This window comes from Mesorhizobium australicum (genome assembly GCF_900177325.1).
In the GTDB taxonomy this organism is placed as follows: Bacteria; Pseudomonadota; Alphaproteobacteria; order Rhizobiales; family Rhizobiaceae; genus Mesorhizobium_A; species Mesorhizobium_A australicum_A.
In genome coordinates, this window is the sequence record NZ_FXBL01000004.1 from 3,266,786 (window position 1) to 3,281,827 (window position 15,042).

17 protein-coding genes and 1 tRNA gene are annotated in these 15,042 nt (G+C 63.8%); 10 read left to right on the top strand and 8 right to left on the bottom strand.

Translation table 11 applies throughout. The features are described 5' to 3' along the window. Nucleotides 1–6: 6 nt before the first annotated feature. Both B9Z03_RS18565 and B9Z03_RS18570 read right to left on the bottom strand, forming a co-directional pair. Nucleotides 7–957 (bottom strand): glutaminase, encoded by a 951-nt coding sequence (locus tag B9Z03_RS18565; protein WP_085465565.1) that lies wholly within the window; start codon nucleotides 955–957, stop codon nucleotides 7–9. A 5-nt stretch (nucleotides 958–962) separates the two neighbouring features. Continuing rightward, on the bottom strand, nucleotides 963–2,111 hold the full coding sequence (locus B9Z03_RS18570; protein WP_085465566.1) for a pyridoxal phosphate-dependent aminotransferase: 1,149 nt from the start codon (nucleotides 2,109–2,111) through the stop codon (nucleotides 963–965). A 121-nt stretch (nucleotides 2,112–2,232) separates the two neighbouring features. Here B9Z03_RS18570 and B9Z03_RS18575 point away from each other — a divergent pair, with 121 nt between their 5' ends. The 6 genes from B9Z03_RS18575 to aat all read left to right on the top strand — a co-directional run bounded on the left by B9Z03_RS18575 (nucleotide 2,233) and on the right by aat (nucleotide 7,525). Beyond that, the gene (locus B9Z03_RS18575) at nucleotides 2,233–3,639 is read left to right on the top strand and encodes a M48 family metalloprotease (RefSeq protein ID WP_085465567.1); all 1,407 of its coding nucleotides are present in this window, start codon (nucleotides 2,233–2,235) and stop codon (nucleotides 3,637–3,639) included. A 34-nt stretch (nucleotides 3,640–3,673) separates the two neighbouring features. After that, the gene (locus B9Z03_RS18580; protein ID WP_085465568.1) at nucleotides 3,674–4,477 is read left to right on the top strand and encodes a DsbA family protein; all 804 of its coding nucleotides are present in this window, start codon (nucleotides 3,674–3,676) and stop codon (nucleotides 4,475–4,477) included. A gap of 127 nt (nucleotides 4,478–4,604) precedes the next feature. Then, nucleotides 4,605–5,042: a type II 3-dehydroquinate dehydratase gene (gene aroQ / locus B9Z03_RS18585; protein ID WP_085465569.1), complete on the top strand. Its 438-nt coding sequence runs from the start codon at nucleotides 4,605–4,607 to the stop codon at nucleotides 5,040–5,042. A 22-nt stretch (nucleotides 5,043–5,064) separates the two neighbouring features. Further along, complete coding sequence (accB, locus tag B9Z03_RS18590; protein WP_085465570.1) at nucleotides 5,065–5,535, top strand: acetyl-CoA carboxylase biotin carboxyl carrier protein; 471 nt, start codon at nucleotides 5,065–5,067, stop codon at nucleotides 5,533–5,535. 19 nt (nucleotides 5,536–5,554) lie between these two features. Then, on the top strand, nucleotides 5,555–6,901 hold the full coding sequence (gene accC / locus B9Z03_RS18595) for an acetyl-CoA carboxylase biotin carboxylase subunit (protein ID WP_085465571.1): 1,347 nt from the start codon (nucleotides 5,555–5,557) through the stop codon (nucleotides 6,899–6,901). 12 nt (nucleotides 6,902–6,913) lie between these two features. Continuing rightward, nucleotides 6,914–7,525, top strand: coding sequence for a leucyl/phenylalanyl-tRNA--protein transferase (gene aat / locus B9Z03_RS18600; RefSeq protein WP_085465572.1), 612 nt, complete (start codon nucleotides 6,914–6,916; stop codon nucleotides 7,523–7,525). 15 nt (nucleotides 7,526–7,540) lie between these two features. Here aat and B9Z03_RS18605 read toward each other — a convergent pair whose 3' ends face one another. From B9Z03_RS18605 to B9Z03_RS18620, 4 genes are all read right to left on the bottom strand, one after another. Then, a complete protein-coding gene (locus tag B9Z03_RS18605) occupies nucleotides 7,541–8,173 on the bottom strand; it encodes a LysE family translocator (RefSeq protein WP_085465573.1) in 633 nt (210 codons plus the stop codon). 71 nt (nucleotides 8,174–8,244) lie between these two features. Next, nucleotides 8,245–8,724 (bottom strand): DUF2155 domain-containing protein, encoded by a 480-nt coding sequence (locus tag B9Z03_RS18610; RefSeq protein WP_085465574.1) that lies wholly within the window; start codon nucleotides 8,722–8,724, stop codon nucleotides 8,245–8,247. Between the two features lie 86 nt (nucleotides 8,725–8,810). Further along, entirely contained in the window at nucleotides 8,811–9,209 is a 399-nt protein-coding gene (locus tag B9Z03_RS18615) for an NADH:ubiquinone oxidoreductase subunit NDUFA12 (protein ID WP_085465575.1), read from the bottom strand. 105 nt (nucleotides 9,210–9,314) lie between these two features. After that, the gene (locus B9Z03_RS18620; protein WP_085465576.1) at nucleotides 9,315–9,809 is read right to left on the bottom strand and encodes a GNAT family N-acetyltransferase; all 495 of its coding nucleotides are present in this window, start codon (nucleotides 9,807–9,809) and stop codon (nucleotides 9,315–9,317) included. 104 nt (nucleotides 9,810–9,913) lie between these two features. On the opposite strand from B9Z03_RS18620, the gene B9Z03_RS18625 reads away from it, so the two are divergent. The 4 genes from B9Z03_RS18625 (at nucleotide 9,914) to B9Z03_RS18640 (ending at nucleotide 13,299) form a co-directional block, all read left to right on the top strand. Then, entirely contained in the window at nucleotides 9,914–10,657 is a 744-nt protein-coding gene (locus tag B9Z03_RS18625; RefSeq protein WP_085465577.1) for a methyltransferase family protein, read from the top strand. A gap of 141 nt (nucleotides 10,658–10,798) precedes the next feature. Beyond that, nucleotides 10,799–11,626, top strand: coding sequence for a type I methionyl aminopeptidase (map, locus tag B9Z03_RS18630; RefSeq protein ID WP_085465578.1), 828 nt, complete (start codon nucleotides 10,799–10,801; stop codon nucleotides 11,624–11,626). 36 nt (nucleotides 11,627–11,662) lie between these two features. After that, nucleotides 11,663–12,427 carry a RadC family protein gene (radC, locus tag B9Z03_RS18635; protein WP_085465579.1) on the top strand — a complete coding sequence of 255 codons (765 nt, stop codon included), beginning with the start codon at nucleotides 11,663–11,665 and terminating at the stop codon, nucleotides 12,425–12,427. Nucleotides 12,428–12,576: 149 nt separating this feature from the next. After that, nucleotides 12,577–13,299: a methyltransferase domain-containing protein gene (locus tag B9Z03_RS18640; RefSeq protein ID WP_085465580.1), complete on the top strand. Its 723-nt coding sequence runs from the start codon at nucleotides 12,577–12,579 to the stop codon at nucleotides 13,297–13,299. A 72-nt stretch (nucleotides 13,300–13,371) separates the two neighbouring features. Here B9Z03_RS18640 and tig read toward each other — a convergent pair whose 3' ends face one another. Further along, on the bottom strand, nucleotides 13,372–14,802 hold the full coding sequence (gene tig / locus B9Z03_RS18645) for a trigger factor (protein ID WP_085465581.1): 1,431 nt from the start codon (nucleotides 14,800–14,802) through the stop codon (nucleotides 13,372–13,374). An 87-nt stretch (nucleotides 14,803–14,889) separates the two neighbouring features. Next, nucleotides 14,890–14,974: transfer RNA gene (locus B9Z03_RS18650), tRNA-Leu, on the bottom strand. Between the last annotated feature and the right edge of the window lie 68 nt (nucleotides 14,975–15,042).

The following is a 15,042-nucleotide window of genomic DNA, read 5'->3' on the forward strand; positions in this document are numbered from 1 at the left end:
CGTGAACTATGCCGGTGGTGAAACCTTCGGCGCGAAGATCGACCAGTTCATCGCCTTGGCGAGCTTTTCGAGCGCAATCGATCCGAGTTTCGAATTGCCGTTCTCGTTGAGGCCGGGCGACCAGACGGCAATCGAGGCGACGCCCGGCACGACGCACAGGATTCCGCCGCCGACGCCACTCTTGCCCGGAACGCCGACGCGGAAGGCGAAATCGCCGGAACCGTCGTAGTGACCACAGGTCAGCATCAGCGCGCTGATGCGGCGCGCACGCTCGGAAGAAACCACGGAGTGGCCCGTCTCCGCATGGCGGCCGTCATGCGCGAGGAACCGACCGGCAAGCGCAAGCTGGCGGCAGGACATCGCAATCGCGCAGTGATGGTAATAGACCCCCAACGCCATTTCCGGCGCATGCGTAATGTTGCCGAACGAGCGCATGTAGTTGGCGAGCGCCACGTTTCGGAACCCGGTCGCCTGTTCCGACGCCGCCACCTGATGGTCGATGTAGACTGTATCGTCGTCGGCGAGGAACTGGATGAAGCGCAGAATCTCGCCAATCGCCTCGCGGGGCTGATGGCCGGACAAAAGCACGTCCGTGACGACGATCGCCCCGGCGTTGATGAAGGGATTGCGCGGGATACCACGCTCGTGTTCGAGCTGGATGATCGAGTTGAACGGATTTCCGGACGGCTCCCGTCCGACGCGTCTCCACAGTGTGTCGCCGACCTTGCCGAGTGCGAGCGTGAGGGTGAAGACCTTCGACACACTCTGGATCGAGAACGGGATTTCCGCATCGCCACGCGCGATCAGCCGGCCGTCATTCAAGGCAACAGCAATGCCGAACCGACCCACGTCGACCTTAGCCAGCTGTGGGATATAGGTCGCGACATCGCCGCGGTCCGGGCGCGCGGCCATTTCGGCGGCGATCTCAGTCAGAACGGTTTCGATGTCGGCGGCCATCCGTCTCACCTCAGCCAGTCGGCCAGTCGCTGCATCGCAGTCTCGATCTCCCGCACGCTGCCGGCATAGGAAAACCGCATGAAGCGGTTGCCGTTGGCAACGTCGAAATCGTGACCCGGCGTCGCGGCCACATGCGCCTCCGCGATCATGCGGCGCGCAAACTCCATGCTGTCATTGGTATGGGCGGAGACGTCGCAATAGGCATAGAATGCCCCGTCCATCGGCGCGGCGATGCGGAAGCCGAGTTCCGGCAGCCGCCGGAGCAGCATCACGCGGCTCTGCCGATAAGAGTCCTTGATCGCCTCGAGTTCGGCCGTCGCGCCGAACGCTTCGCAAGCTGCCACCTGCGACAGTTCCGGCGCGGAGATGTAGAGGCTCTGCTGCAGGCGCTCGATAGGCCGCACCAGCTCCTCCGGCACAACCATCCAGCCGATCCGCCAGCCGGTCATGCAATAGTATTTCGAGAAAGAGTTGATGACGACCGCATCCTCGCCAAAGACGAGCGCGGTGACGTCGGGCGCTGCATAGGCGAGCCGATGGTAGATCTCGTCGGAGATCGCCGCGATGCCGAGCGCACGCGTCCTTTCCAGTATCCGGCCAAGCTCGGCCTCCGGAATCACCGCTCCGGTCGGATTGGCGGGACTGGCGAAGAGCACGCCGGCCAGCGGCGCGGCCCGGTGCGCCTGTTCCAGCAGTTCGGCGGTCAGATAGCCCTCCTCGCCGAGCTCGATCTCGACCGCCTCCAGTCCGAGCGCCGCAAGGATGTTGCGGTAAGCCGGATAGCCCGGCGAGGTGATCGCGACGCGGTCGCCGACGTCGAACATCGCGAGAAAGGCAAGATTGAACGCCGCCGAAGACCCCGTCGTCACCACGACCCGCGCCGGCGCGACCTCGACCCCGTAGTGCTCGGCGTAATGCGCGGCGATCGCCCGCCTCAGCACCGCAATGCCGAGCGCGTCCGTATAGCCGATCTGTCCCCGGATCAGTGCGGCGCTCGCGGCCTCGCGCACGGCGGCCGGCGCGCTCCCCGACGGCTGACCGACCGCCATCGAGATCACATCGACGCCCTGCTGGCGGAGCCGGTTCGCCTCGGCCAGAACGTCCATCGCGTGGAACGGCTCGATGCGGCTGCGTCGTGAGGTGCTGATAACCATGAATGCTCCGGTCTGCGAGGCGCGCCGCACATTTGCCGGAATGGTGTGGGGATCACAAGTTCAGGAATGCCGCGTTTCGCCTTTTAATCGTCTGCTTGCTCGTCTAGGTGTAGCCCCCGACATGACCGCATTCACAGACACCAGCAGCTTGACGCGACGCCTCGCGCACGGCGCGCTCGCCGTTGCGGTCGCCGCCCAGTCCTTCTGGTTCGCCCCGCCCGCGAAGGCGCAGCAGCGCGGCGTGCCGATTGTGCGTGACGCGGAGATCGAGGCGCTCGTGCGCGATTACGTCCGCCCGATCCTCAAGGTGGCGGGCCTTACGAAGGCCGGGGTCGACGTCATTCTGGTCAACGACGACAGCTTCAACGCATTCGTCGCCGGACGGCGTATGTTCATCAATACGGGCGCACTGCTGACGGCGGAGACGCCGAACGAGATCATCGGCGTCATCGCGCACGAAGCAGGACATCTGGCCGACGGCCATCAGGAGCGGCTCCGCGATCAACTGGCGCGCGCCCAGACCATGGCGGTGGTCGCCTCACTGCTCGGCATCGGTGCGACGGTGGCTGGTGCCGCGGCCAATTCGGGCGACATGGCGCGCGCCGGCACCGGCATCGCCATGGGCGGCGCGGAGGTGGCGCGGCGCACCCTGCTCGGCTACCAGCGTACCGAGGAAGCCGCGGCCGACATCGCGGCCCTGCGTTATCTCGACGCCACCGGCCAGTCCGCGAAGGGGATGCTGACCACGTTCGGCCGCTTCCAGAGCGCGCTGGCGCTGAGCGGTGCGCGCATCGATCCCTATCAGGTCAGCCATCCGATGCCGCGCGACCGCATTGCCAACCTGACCGAGCGCGCACAGAAGAGCCAGCATTTCGGCGCGATGGACCCCCCGGCCCTGCAACTGCGCCACGACATGATGCGCGCCAAGATCGCCGCCTTCACCGGCGGCCAGGGCGCTACGTCGCGCATGTTCCGCAAGGATGCACGCGGCATCCCTGCCCTCTATGGCGATGCCATCACCACCTATCTCTACGGCAATCCCCGCGCAGCGCTGAGCAAGATCGACGCCCTGATCAAGCAGCAGCCGCAGAACGCCTATTACCACGAGATGCGCGGCGACATCCTGATGAAAGCAACCCGCGCCTCAGAGGCGGCGGAGGCCTATGCCCGCGCGGTCAAGCTCGATCCGTCGCGCTCCGGGCTGATCAATGTCAGCTACGGCCAGGCATTGCTCGCGGTGGGCACGCCGGATGCCGTGAAGCGGGCCGTCACCGAGATCAACAAGGGCATAGAGCGCGATCGGGAAAACCCCTCGGCCTATCGCCCCCTCGCCCAGGCCTACGGCCAGTTGGGCGATATCGGGCTTGCGGAACTCGCGAGCGCTGAAGGCGAATATTATTCCGGCAAGTACCTCGACGCGAAGATCTTCGCGGCGCGGGCGCAGACCAAGCTGAAGCAGGGCTCTCCCGCCTGGCTGCGCGCCCAGGACATCATCAACTACCGCGAAGCGGGAAAAAAGCGGAAGTGACCCGACAGGGTCGGAAAGAGGACAGGTTCGCACGATGAGCAAGACGCTCGCACTCGGTCTCGCAGGTGTCGCGGTCTCCGCGGCCATGCTCGGCTTTGGTTTCTATGCAGGCAAGCAGCAGCCGGCGATCGCCGCGGCGACGCCTCCCGCTGTCGCGGCGCCCATCCAGGGACGAGCGCAGATCGAGCAGGTCGTGCGCGATTATCTGCTGGCCAATCCCGAACTGATGGTCGAGGTGCAGGCCGCCCTCGAATCTAGGCAGGAGGAGAAGCAGCGTGTCGCCCAGCAGTCAACGATCGCGTCCGACAAGGACCTGATCTTCAACGGCAAGTATGATGGCTGGGGCGGCAATCCGCAGGGCAACGTCACGCTGGTTGAGTTTTTCGACTACAATTGCGGCTTCTGCAAGCGCGCCTTCCCCGATATGCAGGCCCTCGTGAAGGACGACCCGCAGGTCCGCGTCGTCTACAAGGAGTTCCCGATCCTCGGACCAGACTCTCAGAAGGCTCACGTCGTATCGATGGCGTTCCGCGCGCTGATGCCGCAGAAGTGGACGGAGTTCCATCATGCGCTGATGGGCATGTCGCGCGCTACAGAGGAAAGCGCGCTCCGAATCGCTCTTTCGCTCGGCGCCGATGAGGCTGCCTTGCGCAAGGAGATGGAGAACCCGCAGATCGGCGCAGCCTTCGAGGAGACATACAACCTCGCCACCAAGCTGGCGATCACTGGCACACCCTCCTATGTCGTCGGCAAGGAGGTCGTGTTCGGCGCGCTCGGCAAGGCCGTGCTGGAGGAAAAGGTCGCGCTCGCGCGCGGCTGCGGTGAGGAAACCTGCTGAAAACCCCACTATCGGCGCCCGCGTTTGTGGACATCCCGACAAGACACTTGCGCTTGGCGGCGCACACTTTAAGCCGGACCGGTAGACGGCGGTCGCTAGCGGCCGCCGTTCCTGGATGGAATACTGAATGACGAAACTGGTCTACGTGCTCAACGGCCCGAACCTGAACATGCTGGGGGTACGCGAACCCGGCATCTACGGCGGCAAGACCCTTGCGCAGATCGGCGAGGATTGTGCGGTCGAGGCTGCCCGTCTCGGCCTCGGCGTCGAGTTCCGTCAGTCGAACCACGAGGGCGCACTGGTCGACTGGATCCAGGAGGCAGGCGCCAAGGCGAAGGGATTGGTTATCAATCCCGGCGCCTATGGCCACACCTCCATCGCACTCCACGATGCGATCCGCTCCGTCCAGCCTCTGCCTGTCGCAGAGGTCCACCTTTCCAACATCCACGCCCGCGAGGAATTCCGTCACAAGACCATGATCGCGCCCGTCGCGACCGGAATGATCTGCGGCTTCGGCCCGCTCGGCTACCTTCTGGCGCTTCAGGCGCTTGCCGCGCGGATCTGACCAAACGACAAGGAAACGCCATATGTCGACCAAGAAGACCGGTATCGACCAGCAGCTGATCCGCGACCTGGCAAGCATACTGGACGATACGAACCTGTCCGAAATCGAGGTCGAGCAGGGCGACCTGCGCATCCGCGTGTCGCGCCAGATCAACGTGCAGGCCTACGCCCCGGCGGCCCAGTTCGCAGCGCCCCCCATGGCCGCGCCTGCCACTGCCGCGCCGGCTGCGTCCGCTCCGGCAGCTGCCGTCGACACGTCGAAGAACGCCGTCCCCTCGCCGATGGTCGGCACTGCCTATGCAGCCCCCTCGCCCGACTCCAAGCCCTTCATCGAGGTCGGCCAGCAGGTGCGCGAAGGCCAGACGCTGCTGATCATCGAGGCGATGAAGACGATGAACCAGATCCCCTCGCCGCGCTCCGGCACGGTGACGGCCATCCTGTTCAAGGACGCACAGCCTGTCGAATACGGTGAACCCCTCGTCGTGATCGAGTAGGGAGGGGAAGGCTTACGCCATGTTCCAGAAGATACTCATCGCCAATCGCGGCGAGATCGCGCTGAGGGTTCTGCGCGCCTGCAAGGAACTCGGCATCCAAACGGTGGTCGTGCATTCGACCGCGGATGCTGACGCCATGCACGTACGGCTTGCGGACGAGAGCGTCTGCATCGGCCCGCCGCCGTCGCGCGAAAGCTATCTCAACATTCACCAGATCGTTGCCGCCTGCGAGATCACCGGCGCCGACGCGGTCCATCCCGGCTACGGCTTCCTGTCCGAGAACGCCCGCTTCTCCGACATCCTGAAGGCGCACGGCATCACCTTCATTGGGCCCTCTGGCGATCACATCCGCATCATGGGCGACAAGATCGAGGCCAAGCGGACTGCAAAGCGTCTCGGCATTCCCGTCGTTCCGGGTTCCGACGGTGCCGTTTCCGATGAACGCGAGGCGAAGCGCATCGCCGCCGAGATCGGTTACCCTGTGATCATCAAGGCGTCGGCCGGCGGTGGCGGTCGTGGCATGAAGGTCGCGCGCAGTGAGGCCGACCTGGAAGTAGCCTTGCAGACCGCGCGCTCGGAAGCGGGCGCCGCCTTCGGCGACGATGCGGTCTACATCGAAAAATATCTGGAGAAGCCGCGCCACATCGAGATCCAGGTGTTTGGCGACGGCATGGGCAAGGGCATCCATCTCGGCGAGCGCGACTGCTCGCTGCAGCGCCGCCACCAGAAGGTCTGGGAGGAGGCGAACTCCCCTGCCCTGAACGCCGACCAGCGCGCCCGCATCGGCGCTGTCTGCGCCAACGCAATTGCCGACCTCGGCTATTCTGGTGCCGGCACGATCGAGTTCCTCTACGAGGACGGCGAGTTCTACTTCATCGAGATGAACACCCGCCTCCAGGTGGAGCATCCCGTCACCGAAGCCATCACCGGCATCGACCTGGTGCATGAGCAGATCCGTGTCGCCTCCGGCGCCGGCCTTTCGGTCACGCAGGACGAGGTCCGCTTCTCGGGTCACGCGATCGAGTGCCGCATCAATGCGGAGGATCCGCGCACCTTCACGCCGTCGCCGGGCACGATCACGCATTTCCACACGCCGGGCGGCCTCGGCATCCGTGTCGATTCGGGCGTCTATTCCGGCTACAAGATCCCGCCCTACTACGACAGCCTGATCGGCAAGCTCATCGTTCACGGCCGTAACCGGGTCGAGTGCATGATGCGGCTGCGCCGGGCCCTGGATGAGTTTGTCGTCGACGGCATCAAGACCACCCTGCCGCTCTTCCGCGACCTGGTCGGCAATCCCGATATCGCCAATGGCGATTACGACATCCACTGGCTCGAAAAACATCTCGCCAGCCAGGAAAGCTGACGCGGCGAGGCCATGTCGCGCCCCTATGCGCCCGGAGAGAGAATCCCGACCGACCTTCTCCTGAAGGCCTACGCGTCGGGCGTCTTCCCGATGGCCGACAGCGCCGATGATCCGGAGGTCTTCTGGGTCCGGCCCGAGATGCGCGGCGTCATCCCGCTCGACGCCTTCCACGTCCCCAAGAGCCTTGCCAAGATCATCCGCCAGGCGCGTTTCGAAATCGCCTATGACCGCGACTTCGCGGCCGTGATCCAGGGTTGCGCCGAGGAGCGCGACGTCCGCCGCTCGACCTGGATCAACGGCCCGATCCGCGAAGCCTATGGCCGCCTGTTCGAGATCGGCCACTGCCACACCGTCGAGGCGTGGCGCGAAGGCCGGCTCGTCGGCGGGCTCTACGGCGTCTCGCTTGGCCGCGCCTTCTTCGGCGAGAGCATGTTCTCGCGCGAGACCGGCGCGTCCAAGGTCTGTCTCGTCCACCTTGTCGAACGCCTGCGCGCCCGCGGCTTCGTGCTGCTCGACACGCAGTTCACGACTGATCACCTGAAGCGCTTCGGCGCGATCGACGTACCGCGCCGCAAATATGAGCGGCTGCTGGAAGATGCGTTGTCAGGCGAAGCACGCTTCTGAGGACTTCTCCAGGCGTCAGGCGCGCTGGAAGGCGACGTGGATTCCCAGTCCGACCAGCACTGCCCCGCCCGCACGCTGCATCAGCCTCACCACGCGGGTGGACCACTGGAGACGGCCGAGCAGCGATCCGGCAAGAAGGACGCAGACGATGTCGGCCAGCGAGAACATCAGGTTCACGACCGTTCCGAGCAGCAGGAATTGTAGCCAGACTGGGAAGTTCGCACTGGAATCGATGAACTGCGGCAGGAAGGCCATGAAAAAGATCGCGGTCTTCGGATTGAGCACTTCCACGGTGACGCTTTCAGCGAAGGCACGCCGGCCGGACTTGCGCGGCACCCGCGGCAAGCCGGTCCCGTCCATGCCTCGCGAGCGGAACAGGGCAATCCCAAGCCATACGAGATAGGCGGCGCCAATAAGCTTCACGGCGAGATAGAGCACAGGCACGGCGTGAAACAGCACCGACAGGCCGGCCGCCGCCGCAAGGACATGGAAATAGCAGCCGACATGGATGCCGAGGCTGGCCATCAGGCCCGCGACGCGGCCGCCGGCAAGCGTCTGCGCGGTTGCATACAGTATGGCCGGACCAGGCATGAACGCGAAGACCGCCGCCGTGGCGAAGAACGCGGCGAGAACATCGTAACTTGGCATCTGAGGCTCCCGGCTTGATGCCTCGTCCCTTAGACCAGATCGAGACGTCGAGCCAGCTACCGATGAAGCTGTCAGTTCGTCTTCGCAGCCTCGGGCGCCGGAACCTCGGACTTCTGCTTGCAGGATTTCAGCCACACGTCATAGACGGGATGCTCGACGGCGTTGAGGCCCGGGCTTTCGGCCAGCATATAGCCGGTGAAGATCCGGCGGATCTTGCGGTCGAGCGTGATCTCGTCGACCTCGACGAAACTGTCGGTCTTCGGCTCTTCGGTGTCCGGACGCGAATAGCACACCCGCGGCGTCACTTGCAGAGCGCCGAACTGCACCGTCTCGTTGATGTAGACATCGAAGGTTATGATCCGGCCGGTGATCTTGTCGACGCCGGTGAACTCGGCGACCGGATTGGAGATGCGGGTCGGGCCCTTCGGCGTCTCGACGGTTTGCTCCTCCGGCGCGCCCTCGGCGGGCGCCTCGCCTTCCTGAGCGTGGGCAAGCACGGCGAGGATCGAAAACGCGCCAGCGAGAAGCGATGCTTTCAGGAAAGGAGGCATATATGTCTCACCCTGTCGGCCGAATCCCAGCGATGGCCGCGCGACGTATTCCGGTAGCCGCGAAATATGGCGACAAAAGGCGATGCTCAGTTGCCCGGCGTCCAGGCGTCATAGTCGCCCGTCACGCGCGGACGTTCCTGATGGCCGAGGATCGAGCCCTTCGGGCGATACGCCGCCGGTGTGCCGGTCAGGTTGGGCTGATGCGGCTTCTGCCACTCGCGCGGCTTGTAGTCTTCCTTCGACGGGAGGATGTCGGTGCGATGGTGGATCCAGCCATGCCAGCCCGGAGGAATGTCGGTCGCCTCCGCGTAGCCGCTGAAGATCACCCAGCGACGCTGGCGGCCTTCGGAATCGATACCGCCGGTGTAGTAGATGTTGCCATTCTCGTCGCGGCCAACCTCGGTGCCGCGCCGCCAGGTATGGAAGCGGGTTCCGAGTGTTTGGCCGTTCCACCAGGTGAAGAACTGGGTGAGAAATTTGAGCATGCCGGCCCCGGGATCGAGCGAATATCGAACGCTTCAAGCTTTGCTGCTTATGGCCCCGCGGCGCGTGCAAGGCAAGGGGCGGTCGATGCGCAAACTGCCGCGCCGCTAGTCTGACGCCTCGGAGCGGAGCGAAAGAGTGAAGCCGGCATGGCTCTGGGCAAAGCCGAGTCTGCGGTAGAAGCGATGGGCATCGGTACGCGACGCGTTGGACGTAAGCTTCACCTTCGAAGCGCCGAGCGCGCCTGCCCGCTCGATCGCGAAGCGCAGCATCGCCGCACCGATGCCGCGCCCGCGCACGTCCGCTCTCGTCTGCACCGCCGCTACGGTCAGGTGTGTCGCGCCGCGGCCCGACAGGGAGCGGCCGAGGATGGTCTGGAACGTTCCGACCACCTCGCCGTCCAGTTCCGCTACAAAGATCGTATTGGTCGGGTTTTCTGCGATCCAGTCGAAGGCTACGAGATACTCCCGCACGGCCGAGGGATCGGCGGTGTCGCCGTGTCCGCCGAGCGCATCGTCTGCGAAAAGGGCGACGAGTGCCGGCACGTCTTCGCGAAGGGCCACCCGGATCAGCAGCCCCGCCAGATCGCTCGTGACGGTCAAATGCTCTCCTCCCAAGGTCTCACAGAGGGCATGATCGTCAGTCACAATCGCGCCCGATTCGATCCCTAGCAAATTTCCATGCTACACAGCTGATCGGGGAAGGCATGATACCGGATATCATTGCGACACAGGGCAATTGGCTGTTCCGCTGGCGCAGCTACATCCTCCTCGCCTTCATTCCCCTCGGGGCGTGGGCCATCAGCACGCAGGAGCCGATCGAAGCGAACTACGGCGAGATGGCGGATCGCGCGTGGGAACTCTCCTGCATTGCGCTTGCCTTCCTCGGGTTGGCAGTGCGGGTCCTCACCATCGGTCACACGCCGAGCGGCACCTCCGGCCGGAACACCAGGGAGCAGATCGCCGAGACACTGAACACCACCGGCATGTATTCAATCACGCGCAATCCCCTGTATCTCGGCAATGCTATTACCTATGTAGCGATCGCGCTGTTTACGCAGAGCCTTGCCTTCACTCTGATCATGGCGCTGTTCCTTGTGATCTATCTCGAACGTATTATCGCGACGGAGGAGAAGTTCCTCGCGGCGAAGTTCGGTACCGAATATCGTGCCTGGACGGATCGCGTGCCCGTCTTCTTCCCGAAGTTCTCACTGTGGACGGCGCCGAATCTGCCATTCTCCTTCCGCAACGTGCTGCGTCGGGAATATTCGGGCTTCTTCGCCATCATTGTCGCGGTCGTCGCCATAAACTACGCGCATGAGGCTTTTGGCGAAGGCGAGATTCGCATCGGCATCAGCTGGGCAGCATTCCTGTTTGTCGGGACGGCGGTCTATCTAGCCCTGCGTTCGCTCAAGAAGCACACCGACATTCTCAAAGTCGAGGGCCGGTAGCCGAACCATCGGCACGATCTCTATCGTCCTGAGCAAACAGCACCGTCCGAGCCGGCTGATCGGCTCGTCGTTGCCGCCGGGGTTGAAGAAGCCGGCCATCGATGCGACATGTGGGCCAATCTCCAAACTCCGGACATTCCCATGGTCACCTATCTCGAGGCAGCTTCGGCGCCGCTCAAGAACACCGGTCAGATCAGGCTCTACGACGAGGCCGCGTTCGAAGGCATGCGCAAGGCGTGCCGCCTGACGGCCTCCTGTCTCGACGAGCTCGTCGGCATCGTCGCTCCCGGCGTCCCCACCGACAGGATCGATCGCTTCGTCTTCGAATACGGCATGGACCACGGCGCGATCCCCGCCACGCTCAACTATCGCGGCTACACGAAATCGTCCTGCACCTCGATCAACCATGTCGTCTGCCACGGCATCCCCGATGCGAAGCCGCTGCGCGAGGGTGATATCGTCAACATCGACGTGACGTTCATCCTCGACGGCTGGCACGGCGACTCCTCGCGCATATATCCGGTCGGCCGCATCAAGCGCGCGGCGGAGCGGCTTCTCGAGGTGACGCATGAATGCATGATGCTCGGCATAGCCGCGATCCGGCCGGGCTTGCGCACCGGTGTCATCGGCGCTGCGATCCAGAACTACGCCGAGGCGGAGCGCTGCTCGGTCGTGCGCGACTTCTGCGGCCATGGCGTCGGCCTGCTCTTCCACGACGCGCCGAACATCCTGCACTACGGCACCCCCAGCGAGGGCGTCGAGATGCGTCCGGGCATGATCTTCACCGTCGAGCCGATGATCAATCTCGGCCGCCCGCATGTGAAGGTCCTGTCGGACGGCTGGACCGCCGTCACCCGCGACCGTTCGCTCTCCGCGCAGTACGAGCACACGATCGGCGTCACCGAGACCGGCTGCGAAATCTTCACGCTCTCGCCCGCGGGGCTCGACCGGCCCGGCCTTCCGGCTTAGTCTTCCGCCTCGGGCGCTGTCCGGGGTGGGAGACGAATGCAGCCTGACGAGATCGACGAACGCGGTTTGTTTGCCGAAGGGCCACCGGCGAACCTCGACAAGGCCGCGCGCAAGGTGCCGCAACTCGAAAAGCCGCACTTTCATGGCCACCGCGACCGGTTGCGGGAGCGGATGCGCGCGTCCGGCCCCGCCGCGCTGGCCGACTATGAGATTCTGGAACTCCTGCTCTTCCGCTTCGTGCCTCGCGCCGACACCAAGCCGCGAGCCAAGGCGCTGCTGGACCGCTTCGGCACGCTCGCCGAGGTGCTGGGCGCTCCCACGCATCTCCTGGCCGAGGTCAAGGGCATCGGCCCGTCGGTGGCGTTCGACCTGAAGCTGGTCGCGGCCGCTGCCGAACGCATGCTGCAGAGCCAGATCCGTGGCCGTCAGGTTCTGTCGTCGTGGACGCAGGTCATCGACTATTGTCGCGCCGCCATGGCCTTCGAGCCGCGCGAGCAATTCCGTGTCCTGTTCCTCGACAAGAAGAACGCGCTGATCGCGGACGAGGTGCAGCAGGTAGGAACCGTCGACCACACTCCGGTCTACCCCCGCGAGGTGGTCCGCCGGGCGCTCGAACTGTCGGCCACTGCCATCATCCTCGTCCACAACCACCCTTCCGGCGACCCCACGCCGTCAAAAGCGGACATCGACATGACGCGTCTCATCGCCGAGACCGCCAAGCCGCTGGGCATCGCGGTGCACGACCATCTCATCGTCGGCAAGAACGGCCATGCCTCGATGAAAGGCCTGCGATTGTTTTGAAGGCGGTATCGTCAGCCGAAGCGAGACGGCCAACAGATAAAATTCGATTCAAATTTTCTCTATTAACCATTTGGGCCAAAAGTTAACACCGATGGTTAATAAAAGGTTAATACACACTCGAGAATGTCCATACATTTGGAGTTGTGTGTATGCGAACGAATGAACTGGTGGCCGGTCCTGGCGAGGATATTCTTATTCCGGTCAAAGCGGACCCGTATCAGAACAGGACAAGTCTCGAATTCGGCTTTCGCGCCCGCCGCTTCCAGGAAGTGCAGCGCCTGATTGAACGGATCCTGGCCGAAAGGGGGCGTGCCGAAATCCTCGATCTCGGCGGCACGGAAAAATACTGGCTGATCGGAGAGGACTTCATCCAGGCCAACCGGCACCGTCTGCACTTCACCGTCGTCAACAATGAAGAGCAGTCGGTCGAGAAGCCGGATCTCTTTGATTTCCAGTTCGGCAGTGCGACGGATCCTAATCTCTTTCGCGGTCGACGGTTCGACCTCGTGCACTCCAATTCCGTCATCGAGCACGTCGGGATCTGGCGCGACATGGAGATGTTCGCTGCCAACGCGCGCCGCCTGGCGCCGCGCTACTACATTCAGACGCCAAACTACTGGTTCGCCTACGAGCCGCATTTCCGCTTCCCCGGCTTCCAGTACTTGCCGGAACGCGTGCGGGTGGAGATGATCATGCGCTACTCGCTCGGCTTCTTCCGCAAGATCGCCGATCGCCGCGAGGCCGAGGAGATCATCTATCACCACCGACTCCTCTCTACGCGACAGATGCGAACCCTTTTCCCCGACGCGGCGGTCAGCCACGAGAAGCTCTTCGGGCTCAACAAGTCGATCATCGCAATTCGCGACCGCTGAGCGACAAGCTTAAAAAACAAAAAGGCCATCCTCACGGATGGCCTTTTTCTTTTGCACAACTTGAAAGCCGAATTATTCGGCGTCGTCTTCCTTGGCGGCCTTCTTCTTGGCAGGCGCCTTCTTCTTCGGCGCAGCCTTCTTGGCCTCGGCCTTCTCGCCGCCCTCGTCCTCGTCGTCGGCCAGCAGCTCTTCCTTCGAGACCTTCACGTCAGTGACGTCCACCTGGGTCAGGAGATGGTCGACGACCTTTTCCTCGAACAGCGGGGCGCGGAGATTGGCGAGCGCCGACGGGTTGTTGCGGTAGAAGTCGTAGACCTCCTGCTCCTGGCCCGGATAGCGGCGCACGAACTCGAACAGAGCGCGCTGCATCTCGTCGTCGGTGATCTGGATGCCGGCCTTCTCGCCCATTTCGGCGAGAACCAGGCCGAGGCGCACCCGGCGCTCGGCGAGCTTCTGGTATTCGGCCCGCGCCTCTTCCTCGGTCGTATCCTCATCGGCGAAGGTCTTGCCGGCCTGCTGGAGGTCGTTCGTTACCTGCTGCCAGATATTGTTGAACTCGGCCTCGACCAGCTTCGAGGGAGCCTCGAACTGGTATTCGGCATCCAGCGCGTCGAGCAGTTCGCGCTTCACCTTCTGGCGGGTCAGCGCGCCATACTGGCTCTCGAGCTGGCTGCGGACGATCTCGGTCAGCTTCTCGGCCGATTCCAGGCCAAGCGTTTTGGCGACCTCGTCATTGATCTCGAGCTTGCCGGGCTTGGCGACTTCCTTGACGGTGATGTCGAAGGTCGCTTCCTTGCCGGCCAGATGCGCTGCCTGGTAGTTCTCCGGGAAGGTGACCGTGATGGTCTTCTCGTCGCCAGCCTTGAAGCCGACGATCTGCTCCTCGAAGCCGGGGATGAACTGCTTGGACCCGAGGGTGAGCTGCTGGTCGGTGCCGGCGCCGCCGTCGAACGGCACGCCGTCGAGCTTGCCGACGAAGTCGATCGTAACGCGGTCGCCCTCTTCCGCCTTGCCCTTCTTCGGCTCGTAGGTGCGGGCGGATTCGGCCACGCGCTCCATCTGCGCCTGGACTTCATCCTCCGGCAGGTCGAGCACCTGGCGGGTCACCTTGATACCGGTGACATCCTTCAGCTCGATGGCCGGGATCACCTCATAAGCGACGGTGAATTCGAAATCCTTCTGGCCGGCGAGGATGGCTTCCGCCTCCTTCTCGTCCTCGGTCATCTGGACTTCCGGCTGCATCGCAGCCTTCTCGCCGCGCTCGGCGAGGATGTCGCGGGTCGAGTTGTTCAGGATCTCGTTGACGACCTCGGCCATGAACGACTTGCCGTACACCTTGCGAAGGTGCGCCAGCGGAACCTTGCCGGGACGAAAGCCGTTGATGCGGGCTTTGCCCTGCGCGTCGCCGAGGCGGGAGACGAGGCGGCTCTCCATGTCGCCCTTCGGCACGACGACCTTGATCTCGCGCTTGAGGCCCTCGTTCAGCGTTTCCGTGATCTGCATACTCGTTCCTTTGGTCCTCTCGAAATCCCTGTGCTCGAACGGCACACGGCCATTTCGACTGACGGAAATCCTGCCCTGAATGGCTGTTGGTGCGGGTGAAGGGACTTGAACCCCCACGACTTGCGTCACAGGAACCTAAATCCTGCGTGTCTACCAGTTCCACCACACCCGCTCAGAAAGCCCGTCCGGCTCCCCGAAGCGTGCGCTCTATATCACCTCGATTGTGGCGTTCAAAGGAAA